Genomic DNA, 14,097 nt, shown 5'->3' with positions numbered 1-14,097 from the left:
GATAAAGCACGCCATTAATCCCGGTAACGATAACTCACCGTTAGCTGATTACTCAGTACCGTCAGCGGGGCGTCGAGGCGACCACCCGCGATGGAATAATACTCGAAACGAAACGGCCCGCCAGCCGGCATGCCAGCTGGCAGCGCCAGTTCCCCGGCATAACCGGGTAAGGCCACGCAACGTGTCGCGCTGCACAGGCGAATGCGAAACCCGGCAGGGGTAAGACCATGGGGCGTGATCTTCCAGTTCACACGTGATGCCACAGCGCTCGCGGGCAGGGGAGAAGGGCTTTTTACCGGTTTGCTTTTCAATACCTGCTGACCGCGCGTCATCGTGCCGCCAAAGCTCTGGCCGCTCCAGGAACCGTCCGCCGCGAGGGCCAGTGGCGAAACCAGCAGCAGCCAAAGCCCTATTTTCATCATCATTTACCTCCAATCAGATACGTCATCCGCACGTTGCGCGAGGTATTGATCTCCTGGCTGGACAGCACCGCCATCTGCGGGAAAATGCGGCGCAGGTAGCGCGACAGCATCAAGCGCAGGGCCGGATTAACCAGCAGCACCGGTGGCGCGCCTAATCCCTCCTGATGCTGCAGCGCCTGTTCGGTCTGCTTCATCAGGTTCTCCGCAATGCCCGGTTCGATGGCGCTGCCGCTCTGGGTGGCCTGGACCAGCAGTTGTTCCAGCGACAAATCCAGCCCAATCAGTTGAATATCGCCGTCGCCCGGGAACCACTGTTGGGTAATGGCGCGGGAAAGGCGCGCACGCACGCGGGTGGTCAGTTCATCGGCATCGCTCTGGGCGGTGGCAAACTCCGCCAGCGTATCGATGATGGTGCGCATGTCGCGGATCGGTACGCGCTCGGCAAGCAGGTTCTGCAGCACCTTGTGTAGCGTGGTCAGGCTGATCACCGCGGGGATCAAATCTTCAACCAGCTTAGGGGACTGCTTCGTGATCTGATCGAGCAACTGCTGAGCCTCCTGACGGCCAAACAGCTCTTCGGTATGGGTGCTGATGAGATGGTTAAGATGCGTTGCCACCACGGAACTCGGGTCAACAACCGTGTAACCCAGCGTCTGCGCCAGTTCACGGTGAACTTCATCTATCCACAGTGCCGGCAGACCAAAGGTCGGCTCGGTACACGGCGTGCCGGGGACTTCGCCCTCTGCGCAGCCAGGGTTGATCGCCATCCAGCGATCCGGCTGCACTTCACCGTGACCAATATTGACCCCTTTAAGCAGGATGCGGTAGTGCGTCGGTGCCAGATCAAGGTTGTCCCGAATATGCACCGCAGGGGGAAGGAAGCCCATCTGCTGGGCGAATTTCTTGCGGATACCGCGCACGCGGGTCAGCAGCTGACCCTGCTGCTCGTGATCCACCATCGGGATCAGGCGGTAACCCACTTCCAGGCCCAGCGTATCTTCCATTTGTACGTCGGACCAGGTCGCCTCGTTGACCTGCGCCACGTCATCTTCCACGGCATCGGCATCGGCCTGCACGCCTGTGCTTTTCTTCGCATCGCCTTCGCGGCCGCGCAGCCACCAGGCGATGGCCAGCAGGGCCGCGGTAAACAGCAGGAAAACAAAGTTAGGCATACCGGGGATCAGGCCCAGCAGGCCAATGACGCCAGCCGCCAGCACAATCACGCGCGGGGAGGTAAACAGCTGACCGACCATCTGCTCGCCCACGTCCTGATCGTTGGCGACGCGTGTCACCACCACACCGGCAGCGGTCGAAATCACCAGCCCCGGGATCTGTGCCACCAGACCATCACCGATGGTCAGCAGGGTATAGGTTTCACCCGCCACGCCCGCTGACATGTCGTGCTGCATCACGCCGATCACCAGACCGCCGATGATATTGATCGCCATAATCAGCAGCCCGGCGATAGCATCGCCGCGCACGAACTTACTGGCACCGTCCATCGAACCGTAGAAATCGGCCTCCTGCGTCACCTCCTTACGGCGACGTTTCGCCTCTTCTTCGCCGATCAGTCCGGCATTCAGGTCGGCGTCAATCGCCATCTGTTTACCCGGCATGCCGTCGAGAGAAAAGCGTGCGCCCACTTCTGCAATACGCCCGGCACCCTTGGTGATCACCATAAAGTTAATGATGATCAGGATGATGAACACAATGATCCCGATGGCAAAATTTCCGCCCACCAGGAAGTGACCAAAGGCTTCCACTACCTGACCCGCCGCTTCCGAGCCGGTATGCCCGTTCATCAGGATCACGCGCGTGGAGGCGACGTTCAGCGCCAGACGCAGCAGGGTGGAGAACAGCAACACCGTTGGAAACGCCGAAAACTCCAGCGTATTTTGCGTAAACATGGCGACCAGCAAAATCATGATCGACAGTACGATGTTGAAGGTAAACAGCAGGTCCAGCACAAAGGTCGGCAGCGGCAGGATCATCATCGCCAGGATGGTCATGATCAGCACCGGGCCGGCCAGAACCTGCCACTGGGTTTCCTTCATGTTGGGTAAACGTAATCGGGTGGCGATATTGGCCATCACTCTTTACTCTCTTGTGCAAAATCCATTCCTGCCGGAACAGGAAGATCTTTAGGGGTTAACGGGCGCAAGCCGTAGCCTTTACGCCAGCGCTTAAGGCCATATACCCAGGCCAGGACCTCTGCCACCGCGCTATAGAGCTCGGCGGGGACCGGGCTGCCCGGGTCACAATGGCGATACAGGGCGCGTGCCAGCGGCGGCGCCTCAAGCATGGGAACCCGGCTCTCTTCAGCCAGTTCGCGGATGCGCAGGGCAATCAGCCCGCTACCGCTGGCAACCACCATCGGTGCACCCATCGCCCCTTCCTGGTACTTAAGGGCCACGGAATAGTGGGTCGGGTTATTCACCACCACATCGGCGGTGGGGACATCGGTCATCATGCGCTGCTGCGCCATCTGTCGCTGCAGCTGCCGGATGCGACCTTTGATCTGCGGGTCGCCTTCCTGATTTTTGAATTCGTCTTTGATTTCCTTCAGGCTCATGCGCAGCTTTTTAAAGTTGCTCCAGAGCTGGTAAAACACGTCGAAGGCCACCATCGGGATCAGCGATAAAATAATGACCAGCATGCAGCCCAGCAGCAGGGCGCTGATATGGCCAAGCGCCATTCCCAGCGGCTCAAACACCAGGCTGATAAACCGGGCTTTGTTCAGCCACAAAAACAGCCCGCCGCCGATCCCTGCCAGCGTCACCTTCAGAATGCTCTTCACCATCTCCGACACCATCTGCCCGGAGAAGAGGCGCTTGATTCCGCTGAGGGGGTTGAGCTTTTTCAGGTTAAATTTGACCGCTTTGGCGCTGATGTTCAGACCGCCAATGATCGACGGCGTAGCAACGGCGGTAAGAAACAGGCCGCCAACGAACGGCAGGATCGCCAGAAAAGCGATCCCCAGCAGCGAGGCGGCGTGGTGCAACATCTGCTGAGGGTCGCTGACCAGCAGACGATCGAAGGTCAACCCGTTATGCAGCAGATGCTGCAGCTGTTTAGCCAGATACCCGCCGCCCGCCACCAGCAGCCCCCAGCCCGCCAGCAGCATGGCAACGCTCGTCAGCTCACGGGATCGGGGAACCTGTCCCTCTTCGCGTGCTTTTTGCTTTCGGTGGGGTGTGGGGTCTTCTGTTTTTTCGCTGTCGTTTTGTTCTGACATGGCATTAGCCCGGCGTGATTAGAAGCCGAGTGACTCCAGCAGATCGTCCACTTGTTCCTGAGAGGCGACAATGCCTTCGGCGCTGGTATCAATTTGCGGGCCGTTCTTCAGGTGCGCATCATCGGGTAGGGCATCCATGTCGCGCTCGTTCATGTTCTCCACCAGCACGCTGATCAGTTCTTTCTCAACCGTTTCAATGACGTGCATCAGGCTCTGCAACACCTGACCCGTCAGATCCTGAAAGTCCTGGGCCATCATGATTTCGGTCAGCTGGCGGTTGGTCTGCTGCGTGACATCCGGTACTTCACGCAGGAAACCGCGTGTTGCTTTCACCAGCTCACGGGCATCATCCAGCGGCTGCGGGTTTTCAAACCAGGCATCCCAGCGCTCGCTGAGGCGGGAAGCGCTTTCGCTCATCCCTTCCTGTAACGGGCGCGCCACTTCGACGCTGGTCAACGCACGATCGGCAGCATCAGACGTCTTGCCAACCACATAGTTCAGGCGGTCGCGGGTATTGGGAAAGGCATCCGCCACTTCCATAATCGCTTGTTCCAGCCCAAGATTGGCCATGCTGTCGCGCAGCAGGCGGGTCAGCTGTCCAATGCGGACAAAAATCTCTTTGGCGTTATCCGCCTGCATGTTTAACGGGGTGTTCATAAGGGTTACCCGAGTTTTTCAAAAATTTTGCCCAGCTTCTCTTCCAGCGTCGCGGCGGTGAAGGGCTTCACGATGTAACCATTGGCACCTGCCTGCGCTGCCGCAATGATGTTCTCTTTCTTCGCTTCTGCGGTGACCATCAGGACCGGCAGTGTTGCCATGGCGGCATCGGTGCGGATGGTTTTTAGCAGCTCCAGGCCATCCACATTCGGCATGTTCCAGTCGCTGACCACGAAGTCGAATTTGTCTGCACGCAGCTTGTTGAGTGCGTCAGCGCCGTCTTCCGCTTCGTCAATGTGTTTGTAGCCCAGATCCTGCAGCAGGTTTCGTACGATGCGTCGCATGGTGGCGAAATCGTCCACCACCAGAAAACGCAAATTTTTATCCGACATGGGTGAATCTCCTTAACGTCGTGAGTCGGTTTGGGGTTGTTTTTTATAATGAAAACTGTCCAGCAAGCACTGGCTGATATCGTCAAGATCAATGACCTTTTTCGCCGCCCCCAGGGCGATGGCTTCGCGGGGCATGCCGAAGACCACGCAGGTCGCTTCGCTTTGTGCGAGGGTGAAAGCGCCGGTTTGCCGCAGGTGCAGCAGCCCCCGTGCGCCGTCCGCGCCCATGCCGGTCAGAATGGCTGCGCTCGCATGTTTACTGGCCTGGCGTGCGACCGAATCGAACAGCACGTCAACAGAGGGGCGGTGGCGGTTGACCGCCGGGGCATCGCTGAGTCTGATCCGGTAGCTATTGTCATGGCCGATGATCTCCATATGCCGATCCCCCGGCGCGATGAGGGCGGTTCCCGGCAGAACCGGTTCGCCATCCTGCGCTTCACGCACCGCAATCTGGCACAGTGAGTCAAGGCGCTGGGCGAACGAGTAGGTAAAACCCGCGGGCATATGCTGGGCGATAACGATCCCCGGCGTGCTTACCGGTAACGGCATCAGCACCCGACGCAGGGCCTCCGTGCCGCCAGTCGACGAGCCAATGGCGATGATGCTCTGCTGGCGCACGGGAATACCCGCCAGGACGGGTGTGTCGTTCTGCTTACGCTGGAGTAGCTTTGCGCGGGCCGCGACGCGGATCTTCTCCACGACCTGCTGGCTCCAGCTTTCAATGTTTCCCGCGCCGCGATGCTCCGGTTTGGCCAGAAAATCGACCGCACCGTGCTCCAGTGCGGCAAGGGTGGCCTTTGAACCACGCGTGGTCAGGGAGGAGATCATGATCACCGGCATCGGGCGCAGACGCATCAGGCGGGAGAGAAACTCCAGCCCGTCCATGCGGGGCATGTCGACATCCAGCGTCACCACGTCCGGGTCCAGCTGTTTAATCAGCTCGCGCGCGATAAACGCGTCCGGCGCTGTGCCGACCATTTCCATATCAGGCTGCTGATTAACCACTGCGCTCAGCATGTTACGCATAAGTGCAGAATCATCGACCGCCAGCACGCGAATCGGGCTCACCGTGTTGTCTCCGTCAGTTCATACACCGACTGCCCGCGCAGGCGCAGCGGAATATGGGCATGGCTAAAATGTTCAGAGTGACCCACAAACAGCAGGCCGCCCGGCTTGAGCAGGCGCGCAAAACGCTGCAACAGACGCTGCTGCGTGGCTGCATCGAAGTAAATCATTACGTTGCGACAAAAGATGGCGTTGAACGGCCCCGGGAGGGACCACTTCTCATCCAGCAAATTAAGCTGCTGATAGTGGATAGCCGACAGCAGTTCCCGCCGGGCTTTCACCCATTCGCTGTTGTCGCCTGCGCCACGCAGGAAAAAGTGGCGCTTTTGCGCCAGCGTCAGCGAATCCAGGTCGCTCAGCCGATAAATCCCCGCCTCTGCTTTTGCCAGCACCTCGGTGTCAATATCCGACGCCCAGATGCGCGGCCCGGCAACGGAGGGACCCAGCTGGTCATGCAGCGTCATGGCGATAGAGCACGGCTCTTCCCCCGTAGAGGCGGCGGTACACCAGACGCGATACCCGCTCCCGTGCTGGCGCGCATGTTCTGCGAGGATCGGAAAATGATAAGACTCGCGAAAAAAGGAGGTCAGGTTGGTGGTCAGAGCGTTGATAAAGTTCTGCCACTCCGGGTGCTCCGTTTGCGATTCAAGCAGGTTGATGTAATCGCTGAAGCTGGAAAAGGCCAGCATGCGCACGCGACGAGAAAGACGATTAAAAATCATCTCTCGTTTTTGGGCATTGACGACAATTCCGGCACGCGTATAGATTAATTTCCCAATCCGCTGTAATTCGCCGTCAGACAATGAAAGTGAATTCAGGGATAAACGTGCAGGAATGCTATTAATTTCACTCATAGAGGGGGGGCGGACCTTAAACCGGAGTATTCATTATTTCCTGATAGGCACCGATCATTTTATTTCTCGCCTGCATACCAAAACTGAATGAAATAGAAGATTTCTGCATCGCCAGCATGACGTCATTCAGGCCGATATCGCTACTGCCGGACATCCATTGCTGGGTCTTGTTCTTCGCCTCAACCTGTGTTTTATTTATTTCGTTGATGCTGTTAAATAACACATCCGAAAAGGAAGGGGCGTCGCCGCGAGACGTCTGCAGCCGGTTAGACGGGCCGCTGACCTGCTGCGCCTGAGTCTGAATTTGATCAAGTACGCCACGCATTAATGTTGCTGACATTTTTCAGTTACCTTTAAATAAGATAAAAACCGCTATTCTTTGCACATCTTTTAAACGTCGACAGCTTAACACGTGAATAAAAACGTCAGAAAATCCAATAAGCCGACAGAACTTTGAGCTTATTTGTCCTTAAAAAAAACGTCATTCAGACGATAATGCCCGCCTGAAAAATTCTTATATTTTGAAATCGTCGACAACACTCTCGCGAATTTCGTGAGCTGACGCGCATCCTTGATGCGTGCTATTTCATACAGGAATACGGCATGAGTGCCACACTAAATGAGTTAACGAACAATCCGGCAGAGCGAATGAAATCGCTACTGTCCTCACTTCGCGGCAGCCCGAAGCTTTTGCTGGTGATTTGCGGCGCTGCGGCGCTTTCCGTCATCATCGCGTTAATGTTCTGGGCGAAGGAGCCGGATTACCGGGTGCTGTTCAGCAATATCAGTGATGAAGAGGGCGGTGCCATTGTTGCCCAACTCTCGCAGCTTAACGTCCCATACCGTATCGATACGCCGGGCGGCGCGATCATGGTACCGGGCTCCCAGGTGCATGAAGTGCGCATGAAGCTGGCCCAGCAGGGGCTGCCAAAAGGCGGTTCGGTGGGGTTTGAACTGCTGGACCAGGAAAAGTTTGGCGTCAGCCAGTTTACGGAGCAGGTCAACTACCAGCGCGCGCTGGAAGGCGAGCTGGCGCGTACGATTGAAAATCTCGGCCCGATCCAGAGCGCACGTGTGCACCTGGCCACGCCGAAACCGTCAATGTTTGTCCGCGAGCAGAAAAAACCGACCGCGTCGGTGACCGTTAATCTGCTGCAGGGGCGCTCCCTGGATGACAGCCAGGTGGTGGCAATCACCCATCTTATCTCCAGCGCGGTCACCGGGCTCTCGGCTGAGAGTGTGACCATTGTCGATCAGCGCGGTAACCTGCTGACCCAAAGCGGCGTGCGCGGTTTGCAAACGGCGCACCTGAAATACACCAACGAAATCGAAAGCGACTACCAGCAGCGTATTCAGCGCATTCTGGCCCCGCTGGTGGGCAATGAAAACATTCGCGCGCAGGTGACGGCACAGATTGACTTCACCGAGCAGGAGCAGACGCTGGAGCAGTATCAGCCGAACAGCGAGCCGGAAAAAATGGCGATCCGCAGCCGTCAGGCCAGCCTCTCTGAGCAGGGCAACCGCCGGGGAGCCAGCGGCGTTCCGGGGGCGCTGAGCAATACGCCGCCAGCGCCAGCCACAGCGCCGATCACCCAGCCGTTAAATACCCCGGCGGAGGAGAAAAAAGAGACCACCTCCGGGAGCAGTGCCAGCCGTGAGCCCGCACAGCCGTATAACAATCGCAGCGATGAAACCACCAACTTCGAAGTGGACCGCACGCTGACCCATACCAAATCCAACGCGGGCCGCATTCAGCGTCTGTCCGTCGCCGTGGTCATCAACCACCTGCCGCAGGGGGAAGAGGGCAAACCGGGACCGATTAGCGAGGCAGAACTGACCCGCATCAATGCCCTGGTGAAAGAGGCCATTGGCTATAACGCCACGCGCGGCGACAGCGTCAACATCCTCAACTCCGCGTTCAACGGCGTGGTGGAAGAGCCTGTACCGCCGTTCTGGGAGCAGGATCGTTTCTATGCCCTGCTGATGTCCATCGCCCGTTATCTGGTGATTGCGATTATCGCCTGGGTGATGTGGCGCAAGCTGGTGCAGCCCGCCTGGAGCCGTCATCAGGAGACCACGCTGCGTCGTCTGGAGATGGAAAAAGAGGCACGCGAAGAAGAGCGGGCCGCGAAAAAACGCGCTTCCGAGAAAAACACCCGCGATCGCGCCCAGCAGCGTGTGGATACCGAACTCAATGGTCAGCAGCTGCGTGAGCTGGCGGAGCAGGAGCCTCGTGTTATTGCCCTGGTAATCCGTCAGTGGATGAGTAAGGAGACTAAATAATGAATGCCTCAGAAAAAAGCGCCATCGTCATGCTGACGCTGGGTGATGTCCTGGCCGCAGAGGTGTTCAAGCACCTCAATGCCCACGAAGTGAAGCAGATCAGCGCCTCGATGGTGAATATGGCGGGCTTTACTCATGACCAGATGGCGAGCGTGCTGGAGGAGTTTAAGAAAGACTCCAGCGAATACGCGGCGCTGAGCCTCAATACCAACGATTATCTGCGCAGCGTGCTGGTGAAGGCGCTGGGCGAAGAGCGCGCCTCGTCGCTGCTGGAAGATCTGCTGGACACCCATCAGGGTACCAACGGCATTGAAACGCTCAACTTTATGGATCCGCAGGCGGTATTTGATCTGATCCGCGAGGAGCATCCGCAGATCATCGCTACCATCCTGGTCCACCTGAAGCGTAACCAGGCGGCGGACGTGCTGGGCAAATTTGACGACCGCGAGCGTAACGACATTATGCTGCGTATCGCCACCTTTGGCGGCGTACAGCCTGCCGCGCTGCAGGAGCTGACGGAAGTGCTGAACAACCTGCTCCACGGCCAGAACCTGAAGCGCAGCAAGATGGGCGGCGTGCGTCCGGCGGCAGAGATCCTCAACCTGATGAAGTCTCATCAGGAAGAGGCGGCCATCGAAGCGGTACGCGAGTTCGACGGCGAGCTGGCGCAGAAGATCATCGACGAGATGTTCCTGTTCGAAAATCTGGTGGATGTGGAAGACCGCAGCATCCAGCGCCTGCTGCAGGAGATCGAGAGCGAGACGCTGATCATCGCCCTGAAGGGGGCCGACGAGCCGCTGCGCATGAAGTTCTTCCGCAATATGTCCCGTCGTCAGGCCGAACTGATGACCGACGATCTGGCCTCGCGTGGCCCGGTGCGTCTGTCGCAGGTCGAAGCCGAGCAGAAGACGATCCTCAACGTGGTGCGTCGCCTGGCCGAATCCGGCGAGATCCTGATTGGAGGCAGCGACGATGCCTACGTTTAAGGAAAGCAACACCCACGAGTGGCACAGCTGGCAGCCGGAAAATCTGCTGGGAGAAGCCCCTGAAACCCCGCTGCCGACGCTGGATAACGCCCAGTCCGAGGCACAGCTGAAAGCCGAGCTGGCGCGCCTGCGTAAACAGGCGGAGCAGCAGGGTTTTGCGCAGGGGCAGCAGCAGGGCCAGGAAGAGGGACGCAGGCAGGGCCACGAAGCGGGTCTTAAAGAAGGACGCGAGGCGGGTTTTGCGCAGGGACTCGAACAGGTGCGGCTGGAGCAGCAGGCGCTTCTGCGTGAAGCGGAACAGTGGGTCGCCCACTTCAGGCTTGCGCTGGAGAACCTCGAAAGCCTGATCCCCGGCCGTCTGGTACAGTTCGCGCTCACCGCCGTGCAGCAGCTCTACGGTAGCGCCAGCGTGGCGGACAATCAGGGGCTGGTGAGCCAGATCCGTACCCTGATGCAGCAGGATGTGCTGCTGCACGGCACCTTTAAGCTGTATGTCAGTCCGGCGGCGTTTGCCACGGTTGAGCAGGCGCTCGGCGACACGCTGACGGCGATGGGCTGGGAGCTGCATCGCGACGCACAGCTCGCTGCGGGCGGCTGCCGCGTGGTGTCGCCTGACGCGGAGGTGGATGCCAGCATGGACACGCGCTGGCAGGCGCTCTGTCACCTGGCGCGCGAGGAGCTTTCGCAATGAGCGAGCAGCTAAAAAAATGGCTCTCCGTCCTTGACCGGGTGGAAGAGAAGCTGGCTCAGGTGCCTGATTTTCGCCAGTACGGCAAGCTGACACGCGCCACGGGGCTGGTGATGGAAGCCGTCGGGCTGAAGCTGCCGATTGGCGCGCTCTGCATCGTTGAGCGCCAGACGGAGCAGGGCATTATGCCGGTTGAAAGCGAAGTGGTCGGCTTCAATGGTCAGACGCTGTTTCTGATGCCGCTGGAACACGTGGACGGCATCCTGCCGGGGGCGCGAATCTATGCCCTGCAAACCGCCAGCGCTTCCGGCAAACAGCTTCCCGTTGGCCCGCATCTGCTGGGCCGCGTGCTCGACGCCCAGGGGCGTCCTCTGGATGGCCGCCCGGCACCGGGTAAACCGGCCGCGGGTCTCTTTACCCCGACGCTCAATCCGCTCCACCGTGACCCGATTAAAACCGTGCTGGATGTGGGCGTGCGCGCCATCAACGGTCTGTTGACCGTGGGGCGCGGCCAGCGAATGGGCCTGTTTGCGGGCTCCGGCGTCGGCAAAAGCGTGCTGCTGGGCATGATGGCGCGCTTTACCACCGCCGATGCGATCGTGGTGGGGCTGATTGGCGAGCGTGGCCGTGAAGTAAAAGATTTTATTGAGAATATCCTCGGCGAGCAGGGGCTGGCGCGTGCGGTGGTGGTGGCTGCTCCGGCCGACGTCTCGCCGGTTTTGCGCATGCAGGGGGCGGTCTATGCCACCCGCATTGCCGAAGATTTTCGCGAGCGCGGCCTGAACGTGCTGCTGATCATGGATTCCCTGACGCGGTATGCCATGGCGCAGCGTGAAGTGGCGCTGGCGATTGGGGAGCCCCCTGCAACGAAAGGGTATCCGCCGTCGGTCTTTGCCCGTCTGCCTGCGCTGGTTGAACGGACCGGTAACGGGGTGAAAGGGGGCGGCTCCATCACCGCGTTTTATACCGTACTGACGGAGGGGGACGACCAGCAGGATCCGATTGCCGATTCGGCGCGGGCGATCCTCGACGGGCATATCGTGCTGTCACGTCGTCTCGCCGAGGCGGGGCACTATCCGGCTATCGACATTGAAGCCTCTGTCAGCCGAGCCATGACCGAACTGATCCCGCATGCTCAGTACCGCAAGGTGCAACGCTTCAAACAGCTGCTTTCTGCGTATCAGCGTAACCGCGATCTGGTGAGCGTCGGGGCTTACGCCAAAGGCAGCGACGCGCTGCTTGATCAGGCGATCGACAGCTACCCGACGCTGGAGGCCTTCCTCCACCAGGCGATCCACGAACGCAGCGGTTATGACGACGCCGTAAGCGCGCTGTCCGGGCTATTCCCGGACATCAGGGACTAATCCGGAGGCGCCATGAAGGTAAACAACCCTATGACCCTGCTGCGCGACATGGCAGAAGAAACGCTGACGGAAACCACCCGCGCACTGGGTGGCGTTCAGCAGCAGCTTCAGCAGGCGGTCGCCCAGCATGAACAGCTCCAGCACTACGAGCAGGAGTATCAGCAGTCCCTGCGCCAGGGAATGATGGGCAACGGCATGTCGGTGGCGGATCTGGTCAATCACCAGTCGTTTATTTTATCGCTGAAACAGGTCGTGAAGCAGCAGCAAGGCCACGTCGACGCCTGTGAACAGGCGGTCGACAAGGTCAAACAAAACTGGGTGCAAAACAAGCAACGTCTGAATGCGTTTGAAACATTGATTAACCGCCGGGAGACGGCGCAGGCGTTGGTTCAGAGCCGACACGAACAAAAACTGATGGATGAATTTGCTCAGCGCGCCGGGCAGAAGAGAGAAAGGCTATGAACATTGATATTGCCACCCTGCTACTGGGTGGAACACAGGGCAAACCGAAAGCGGGCTTGCTTGCTGACGAGGATTTCGATCTGGCGCTGGAGGGTAAACTGGCACAGCTGTTTACCGGTCTGGATCCGCAGGCGCTGGTCGCCCTGCCGGAGGCGGCGCATCCGATCGGTATGCTGCCGGGACAGCTGGCGGAGATGACCGACGAGGGCGATGACGCGGGCAGCGACGCGCTGCTTGTGGCGACACCGGGGCTGGCTGAGGCGCTGACGGGCGTCGCACTCAGTGAAGGTGAAGTCGAGGAAAGCCCGCAGTGGCTACTTCAACAGCTGGTGACCCGCAGCGTGACGGGCGCGGAGACTGCGGCACGGCCAGAGCCCGGTAAGCCTGCGCCGGACGGCAAACCCGACGCGCAGGGCGGTAAAACGTTAGCACCGCTCAGTGCGACAGAGAAACCGCCGACGGTGACAACCTCTGCTCTGGCGCAGCCTGCACCGGTCGCGACGGAGACGGTCGCCATGCCAGAGATGTCCGCCACCTCACCGGCGAATGCCGTGGCGCTGCCGGCTGCCGTGCGCACCAGCGTTGCGCACGCGCCACACCAGGTGGTCACCGTCAACCACCCGCCAGAAACGCCGGAGTGGAAGCAGTCGGTCAGCCAGCATATTGCGCTGTTTAGCCGCAACGGCCTGCACAGCGCGGAGATCCGTTTACATCCCGAAGAGTTAGGTTCCCTGCAGATCTCCCTGCGCGTACAGCAGGATCAGGCGCATATTCATATCGTCAGCGAACATGCCCATATTCGCCACGCCATGGAGCAGGCAATGCCGCAGCTGCGCGCCGCGATGGCGGAGTCGGGCATTCAGCTCGGCCAGGCGAACGTCAGCGCGGAAGGACAACAGCACGCTGCGCCGGGTGGTCAGGGGGACAACGCGCCGGGCGAGCAGCAGGCTCAGCACGAGGGCGACACCCAGCCGGATGACGACGATATCGTCCCGACATTATTAACCACCACGCCGGGAAATATTTACGGAATTAATACTTTTGCCTGAAGTGGTGAATTAGCTTCAGGAATGAAATTTTATCGCCTGATTATCAGGGTGATCAAATGGACTACAATGTCCGCCATATTGACATGAGGGTGGCGCGCCGCCCTCGCTTATTTATCAGGTATACGTTCAATGAGTAATAAAAATAAAAAGGTCGCCAGCGGTGGAGGATCTCGCTCGCTTCTGATGACGTTCATGTTTTTGACTGCCGTTGCGGCGTGCGGGATTTCCGGTTACCTGTTCTGGGAAATGAAATTTGCGAAACCGGCAGAGACGATCGCGGAAGGTGAAACCCCTGCCGTGAAGCCCGCCGCGCCGATCGAGCCGTTATACGCCTCGATGAATACCTTCACCGTCAGCCTGAAGCCGACGGCGAATGAATCGGATCGCGTGCTTTATCTGGGACTCTCTATACGGGTTGAGGAATCTCAGTCCCTTACCGTACTGGAGAAATATTTACCTGAATATCGCAGCCGTTTATTTATGTTGCTGACCCATCAGACCTATGAAGCATTATCGTCCGATGAGGGAAAACGTCGCCTGATTAATTCGATTCAGAATGAGCTGAATAAACCACTGGCCTTTGACCAGTCCATTCGCGTCACTGACGTCCTTATTAATGAATTTATTCTGCGGTAATTAT

At 58.8% G+C, this 14,097-nt stretch carries 15 protein-coding genes; 7 read left to right on the top strand and 8 right to left on the bottom strand.

The genetic code is table 11. From position 1 onward, the window contains the following. Positions 1–14: 14 nt before the first annotated feature. Genes FU672_RS02990 through fliE form a run of 8 tightly spaced genes read right to left on the bottom strand, consistent with a single transcriptional unit; the run spans position 15 to position 6,965 of the window. Positions 15–422, bottom strand: coding sequence for a flagellar protein FlhE (locus FU672_RS02990; protein WP_148242131.1), 408 nt, complete (start codon positions 420–422; stop codon positions 15–17). Beyond that, positions 422–2,512, bottom strand: a complete 2,091-nt coding sequence (gene flhA / locus FU672_RS02985; protein ID WP_148242130.1) for a flagellar biosynthesis protein FlhA — start codon at positions 2,510–2,512, stop codon at positions 422–424. The genes FU672_RS02990 and flhA overlap by 1 nt, the downstream gene beginning before the upstream one ends. Beyond that, positions 2,512–3,657: a flagellar biosynthesis protein FlhB gene (gene flhB, locus FU672_RS02980; RefSeq protein ID WP_148242078.1), complete on the bottom strand. Its 1,146-nt coding sequence runs from the start codon at positions 3,655–3,657 to the stop codon at positions 2,512–2,514. Before flhB ends, flhA begins: the two co-directional genes overlap by 1 nt. An 18-nt stretch (positions 3,658–3,675) precedes the next feature. Next, positions 3,676–4,314 (bottom strand): protein phosphatase CheZ, encoded by a 639-nt coding sequence (cheZ, locus tag FU672_RS02975; protein WP_148242077.1) that lies wholly within the window; start codon positions 4,312–4,314, stop codon positions 3,676–3,678. Between the two features lie 5 nt (positions 4,315–4,319). Next, on the bottom strand, positions 4,320–4,706 hold the full coding sequence (gene cheY / locus FU672_RS02970) for a chemotaxis response regulator CheY (protein ID WP_148242076.1): 387 nt from the start codon (positions 4,704–4,706) through the stop codon (positions 4,320–4,322). Between the two features lie 12 nt (positions 4,707–4,718). Beyond that, positions 4,719–5,774, bottom strand: a complete 1,056-nt coding sequence (locus FU672_RS02965; protein ID WP_148242075.1) for a protein-glutamate methylesterase/protein-glutamine glutaminase — start codon at positions 5,772–5,774, stop codon at positions 4,719–4,721. Continuing rightward, the gene (locus FU672_RS02960) at positions 5,771–6,625 is read right to left on the bottom strand and encodes a CheR family methyltransferase (protein ID WP_148242074.1); all 855 of its coding nucleotides are present in this window, start codon (positions 6,623–6,625) and stop codon (positions 5,771–5,773) included. Before FU672_RS02960 ends, FU672_RS02965 begins: the two co-directional genes overlap by 4 nt. A gap of 16 nt (positions 6,626–6,641) precedes the next feature. Continuing rightward, entirely contained in the window at positions 6,642–6,965 is a 324-nt protein-coding gene (gene fliE, locus FU672_RS02955; protein WP_148242073.1) for a flagellar hook-basal body complex protein FliE, read from the bottom strand. Between the two features lie 263 nt (positions 6,966–7,228). Between fliE and fliF the strand changes: the two genes are divergently transcribed. The 7 genes from fliF (at position 7,229) to FU672_RS02920 (ending at position 14,093) form a co-directional block, all read left to right on the top strand. Continuing rightward, complete coding sequence (fliF, locus tag FU672_RS02950) at positions 7,229–8,908, top strand: flagellar basal-body MS-ring/collar protein FliF (RefSeq protein WP_148242072.1); 1,680 nt, start codon at positions 7,229–7,231, stop codon at positions 8,906–8,908. Next, the gene (gene fliG, locus FU672_RS02945; RefSeq protein ID WP_148242071.1) at positions 8,908–9,894 is read left to right on the top strand and encodes a flagellar motor switch protein FliG; all 987 of its coding nucleotides are present in this window, start codon (positions 8,908–8,910) and stop codon (positions 9,892–9,894) included. Before fliF ends, fliG begins: the two co-directional genes overlap by 1 nt. Next, a complete protein-coding gene (locus FU672_RS02940) occupies positions 9,881–10,585 on the top strand; it encodes a flagellar assembly protein FliH (protein ID WP_148242070.1) in 705 nt (234 codons plus the stop codon). The genes fliG and FU672_RS02940 overlap by 14 nt, the downstream gene beginning before the upstream one ends. Continuing rightward, a complete protein-coding gene (fliI, locus tag FU672_RS02935; RefSeq protein WP_148242069.1) occupies positions 10,582–11,946 on the top strand; it encodes a flagellar protein export ATPase FliI in 1,365 nt (454 codons plus the stop codon). The genes FU672_RS02940 and fliI overlap by 4 nt, the downstream gene beginning before the upstream one ends. 12 nt (positions 11,947–11,958) lie before the next feature. Continuing rightward, positions 11,959–12,408, top strand: coding sequence for a flagellar export protein FliJ (fliJ, locus tag FU672_RS02930; protein WP_148242068.1), 450 nt, complete (start codon positions 11,959–11,961; stop codon positions 12,406–12,408). After that, positions 12,405–13,457 carry a flagellar hook-length control protein FliK gene (locus FU672_RS02925; RefSeq protein ID WP_148242067.1) on the top strand — a complete coding sequence of 351 codons (1,053 nt, stop codon included), beginning with the start codon at positions 12,405–12,407 and terminating at the stop codon, positions 13,455–13,457. The genes fliJ and FU672_RS02925 overlap by 4 nt, the downstream gene beginning before the upstream one ends. 129 nt (positions 13,458–13,586) lie before the next feature. Then, on the top strand, positions 13,587–14,093 hold the full coding sequence (locus FU672_RS02920; RefSeq protein ID WP_148242066.1) for a flagellar basal body-associated FliL family protein: 507 nt from the start codon (positions 13,587–13,589) through the stop codon (positions 14,091–14,093). Positions 14,094–14,097: the final 4 nt, after the last annotated feature.

It is taken from the genome of Enterobacter asburiae (assembly GCF_008080435.1).
In the GTDB taxonomy this organism is placed as follows: Bacteria; Pseudomonadota; Gammaproteobacteria; order Enterobacterales; family Enterobacteriaceae; genus Enterobacter; species Enterobacter asburiae_C.
The sequence above is the reverse complement of the archived record's forward strand: the minus strand, read 5'-3'. Positions and strand labels throughout refer to the sequence as shown.

Bases quoted from the DNA above. Each gene is read 5' to 3' on its own strand.
- FU672_RS02990 (WP_148242131.1), bottom strand. From the start codon at position 422: ATGATGAAAATAGGGCTTTGGCTGCTGCTGGTTTCGCCACTGGCCCTC.
- flhA (WP_148242130.1), bottom strand. From the start codon at position 2,512: ATGGCCAATATCGCCACCCGATTACGTTTACCCAACATGAAGGAAACC.
- flhB (WP_148242078.1), bottom strand. From the start codon at position 3,657: ATGTCAGAACAAAACGACAGCGAAAAAACAGAAGACCCCACACCCCAC.
- cheZ (WP_148242077.1), bottom strand. From the start codon at position 4,314: ATGAACACCCCGTTAAACATGCAGGCGGATAACGCCAAAGAGATTTTT.
- cheY (WP_148242076.1), bottom strand. From the start codon at position 4,706: ATGTCGGATAAAAATTTGCGTTTTCTGGTGGTGGACGATTTCGCCACC.
- FU672_RS02960 (WP_148242074.1), bottom strand. From the start codon at position 6,625: ATGAGTGAAATTAATAGCATTCCTGCACGTTTATCCCTGAATTCACTT.
- fliE (WP_148242073.1), bottom strand. From the start codon at position 6,965: ATGTCAGCAACATTAATGCGTGGCGTACTTGATCAAATTCAGACTCAG.
- fliF (WP_148242072.1), top strand. From the start codon at position 7,229: ATGAGTGCCACACTAAATGAGTTAACGAACAATCCGGCAGAGCGAATG.
- fliG (WP_148242071.1), top strand. From the start codon at position 8,908: ATGAATGCCTCAGAAAAAAGCGCCATCGTCATGCTGACGCTGGGTGAT.
- FU672_RS02940 (WP_148242070.1), top strand. From the start codon at position 9,881: ATGCCTACGTTTAAGGAAAGCAACACCCACGAGTGGCACAGCTGGCAG.
- fliI (WP_148242069.1), top strand. From the start codon at position 10,582: ATGAGCGAGCAGCTAAAAAAATGGCTCTCCGTCCTTGACCGGGTGGAA.
- fliJ (WP_148242068.1), top strand. From the start codon at position 11,959: ATGAAGGTAAACAACCCTATGACCCTGCTGCGCGACATGGCAGAAGAA.
- FU672_RS02925 (WP_148242067.1), top strand. From the start codon at position 12,405: ATGAACATTGATATTGCCACCCTGCTACTGGGTGGAACACAGGGCAAA.
- FU672_RS02920 (WP_148242066.1), top strand. From the start codon at position 13,587: ATGAGTAATAAAAATAAAAAGGTCGCCAGCGGTGGAGGATCTCGCTCG.